Source organism: uncultured Sphingomonas sp., from assembly GCF_964243315.1.
Classification (GTDB): Bacteria; Pseudomonadota; Alphaproteobacteria; order Sphingomonadales; family Sphingomonadaceae; genus Sphingomonas.
The window spans coordinates 1-3,594 of record NZ_CAXTEM010000110.1; the positions used below are offsets into that span (position 1 = coordinate 1).

Annotated in this window: 3 protein-coding genes; 2 read left to right on the forward strand and 1 reads right to left on the reverse strand. The window is 66.5% G+C overall.

Features of this window, described 5'->3' with window-relative positions; translation table 11 throughout:
- Together gyrA and ACFE77_RS16220 are read left to right on the forward strand one after the other, a co-directional pair.
- Positions 1 to 2,714, forward strand: a 2,714-nt coding sequence (gene gyrA / locus ACFE77_RS16215; RefSeq protein ID WP_375422680.1) for a DNA gyrase subunit A, incomplete at its 5' end; no start/stop codon positions are given.
- Positions 2,711 to 3,076: a DUF952 domain-containing protein gene (locus ACFE77_RS16220; protein ID WP_375422681.1), complete on the forward strand. Its 366-nt coding sequence runs from the start codon at positions 2,711 to 2,713 to the stop codon at positions 3,074 to 3,076. The genes gyrA and ACFE77_RS16220, both read left to right, overlap by 4 nt.
- A 271-nt stretch (positions 3,077 to 3,347) precedes the next feature.
- On the opposite strand, the gene ACFE77_RS16225 is transcribed toward ACFE77_RS16220, so the two are convergent.
- The coding region (locus tag ACFE77_RS16225) for a DUF488 family protein (protein ID WP_375422682.1) at positions 3,348 to 3,594 on the reverse strand (247 nt) is incomplete at its 5' end.

A 3,594-nucleotide genomic window follows, 5' to 3' on the forward strand; every position in this document is an offset into this window, starting at 1 on the left:
TTTCGACGATCTCGATCGTCGACGAGATGAAGTCGAGCTATCTCGACTATGCGATGAGCGTGATCGTCGCGCGCGCGCTCCCCGACGTTCGCGACGGGTTGAAGCCGGTGCATCGCCGCATCCTGTTCTCGGCGTCGGAAAGCGGATTCGTCGCGGGCAAGCCGTACCGCAAGTCGGCGCGCATCGTCGGCGACGTGATGGGTAAATACCATCCGCACGGCGACAGCTCGATCTACGACGCGCTCGCGCGGATGGCGCAGGATTGGTCGATGCGCGTGCCGCTGGTCGACGGCCAGGGCAATTTCGGATCGATGGATCCCGATCCGCCCGCGGCGATGCGCTATACCGAGGCGCGCCTCGCCAAGGTCGCCAACGCGCTGCTCGCCGATCTCGACAAGGACACGGTCGACTTCCAGCCGAACTATGACGGCTCCGAACGCGAGCCGACGGTGCTGCCCGCGCGCTTCCCGAACCTGCTCGTCAACGGCGCGGGCGGGATCGCGGTTGGCATGGCGACCAACATCCCGCCGCACAATCTCGGCGAAGTGATCAACGCCTGCCTCGCCTATATGGATAATGGCGCGATCACGACCGAGGAGTTGTTCGAGATCGTCCCCGGCCCCGATTTCCCGACCGGGGCGATCATCCTCGGCCGTGCCGGCGCGCGCTCCGCCTATTCCACCGGCCGCGGATCGGTGATCGTCCGATCGCGCCACATCGTCGAGGAAACCCGCGGCGACCGGCGCTCGATCGTGCTGACCGAGATCCCGTACCAGACCGGCAAGAACGGCCTGGTCGAAAAGATCGCGGAAGCCGCCAAGGACAAGCGGATCGAGGGCGTCAGCGATATTCGCGACGAATCGAACCGCGAGGGCGTCCGCATCGTCATCGACCTGAAGCGCGATGCCACACCGGAGGTCGTGCTCAACCAATTGTGGCGCCACACGCCCGCACAATCGAGCTTTCCCGCCAACATGCTCGCGATCCGCGGCGGTCGCCCCGAACTGCTCAATCTGCGCGACATCATCGAGGCGTTCGTCCAGTTCCGCGAGCAGGTGATCACCCGCCGCTCGAAGTACGAGCTGGCGAAGGCCCGCGACCGTGCGCATCTGTTGCTCGGGCTGGTGATCGCGGTCACCAATCTCGACGAGGTCGTCCGCATCATCCGCGGGTCGTCCTCGCCGGCCGAAGCTCGCAACGCGCTGTTGATGCGCGAATGGCCGGTCGAGCAGATCGCGCCGTACATCCGCCTGGTCGAAGCGGTCGAGCACAAGCAGGAGGGCGGGGTCTACCGCCTGTCCGATCTCCAGGTCCGTGCGATCCTCGACCTGCGGCTGCACCGCCTCACCGCGCTCGGCCGCGACGAGATCGGCGACGAGCTGAAGACGCTGGCAGAGACGATCGCCGAACTGCTCGAGATCCTCGCCAATCGCGTCAAGCTGTTCGAGGTGATGCGCCACGAACTGATCGCGGTCCGTGACGAATTCGCGACCCCGCGCCGATCGGAGATCGCCGCGGCGGCTGATGGGATCGACGACGAGGACCTGATCGAGCGCGAGGACATGGTCGTCACGGTGACCATGCAGGGATACATCAAGCGAACCAGCCTCGACACCTTCCGTGCCCAGGCACGCGGCGGCAAGGGTCGGTCGGGCATGGCGACCAAGGACGAGGATCTCGTCACTGAGCTGTTCGTCACCTCGACCCATACGCCGGTGCTGTTCTTCTCGTCGGCGGGCAAGGTCTATCGCATGAAGGTCTGGCGCCTGCCCGAGGGTGGGCCGACGACGCGCGGCCGGCCGATGGTCAATCTGCTGCCGCTGGCGGAGGGCGAGACGATCTCGACGGTGCTGCCGCTGCCCGAGGACGAGTCCGAATGGGGCTCGCTCCATGTGATGTTCGCGACCGCGCTCGGCACCGTACGGCGCAACTCGATGGACGCATTCACCAACGTGCCGACCAACGGCAAGATCGCGATGCGGTTTGACGACGAGAGCAAGGACAAGCTGATCGGGGTCGCGCTGCTCAGCCAGCACGACGACGTGCTGCTCGCAACCCGCAAGGGCAAGGCGATCCGGTTTGCGGGCGACGACGTCCGCGAGTTCCAGAGCCGCACCTCGACCGGCGTGCGCGGCGTCACGCTGCGCCCCGACGACGAGGTGATCTCGCTATCGGTCCTGCACCGCGTCGGCGCGACGCCGGAAGAACGCGAGACCTATCTGCGGTTCGCGCCTTGGAAGGGCGAGAAGGAAGGCGAGCCCGACATGTCGCCCGACCGGTTCGAGGACCTGCGCAGCCGCGAACAGTTCATCCTCACGGTCTGCGCCAACGGCTATGGCAAGCTGTCGAGCGCCTATGACTATCGCCGCACCGGGCGCGGCGGCCAGGGCATCACCAACATCGACAACATCGCCCGCAACGGCGACGTCGTCGCCAGCTTCCCCGCGGGCAAGGGCCATCAGCTGATGCTGGTGACCAACCAGGCCAAGCTGATCCGCACGACGCTCGCGTCGCTGCGCGTGATCAGCCGCAACTCGGCGGGCGTGAAGCTGTTCGACGTCGCGAAGGGCGAGCACGTCGTATCCGCCGCGCGGATCGAAGAGACCGAGGAAGACGCCGAGATTAACCTGGCCGATGGCAACGTGACGATCGCGCCGGACACCGGTGCGGTGATCGGCGACGATGCGGCCGCGGGCCCGGCGGACGGCGAATGAGCGCCGCCGAGGCTCCGGCGGACACCACCGCCTACAAGGTGCTGACCGCCGAGGAGATGGCGACGTTGGAACGCGACGGCAGCTTCGCGGGCGCGCCGGTCGATCTGGCGGACGGCTATATGCACCTGTCGACCTGCGAGCAGCTCACCGAGACGGTGAACAAGCATTTCGCCGGGCAGGACGATCTGTACGTCGCCGCGGTCGACCTCGGTGCCTTCGCTTCGTCGCTGAAGTGGGAAGAATCGCGTGGCGGGCAGCTGTTCCCGCACCTTTACGGGCCGTTGCCGCTCGAGACGGTCGTGGCGTACGGCAAGCTGCAGCGCAACGAGGACGGCAGCGTGAGGCTTCCGATCACGGGGTGAGCGCTGCCTGCGTGGTGCTCACGCGCCTGGCCTGTGCGTGCGGTTTACCACCGGATCCGTCACCATGAACCTAGTGAGAGTGCTGGCGCCATCCACTTGCCCGCGCCTTAGCGCCAGGTGACTTCAAGTGGAATCAGCCACCTTGTTCGTCATCCCCGCACAGGCGGGGATCCAGACTGGCAAGCGTTGCGGCTGGCATACTGAAACCAGCCAGTATGGATCCCCGCCTGCGCGGGGATGACGGAATGGGTCAACGCGATGTCATCACGCTCTAAGCGTAGAGATCGACCACACTCACCCCCTCCCCGACCGCTTCCAGCAACAACCGCCGGTGGCAGTGGCAAGGATCCCGTTCGAAGCACAGCAGCGCGCTCGGCCGTTCGGCGGCGAGGCCGAGCATGATCGCGGCCTGCGCCTGCGCCTCGGGCAGCTCGAGTTGCTCGGCATAGACCGCTTCCAGCGTCGCCACGTCGCCCTTCTTGGCCGCATCGCGCCCGCGCTTGGGCGTGCCCAGCGCC

Coding starts and splice junctions, on each gene's coding strand:
- ACFE77_RS16220 (WP_375422681.1), top strand. CDS start 2,711: ATGAGCGCCGCCGAGGCTCCGGCGGACACCACCGCCTACAAGGTGCTG.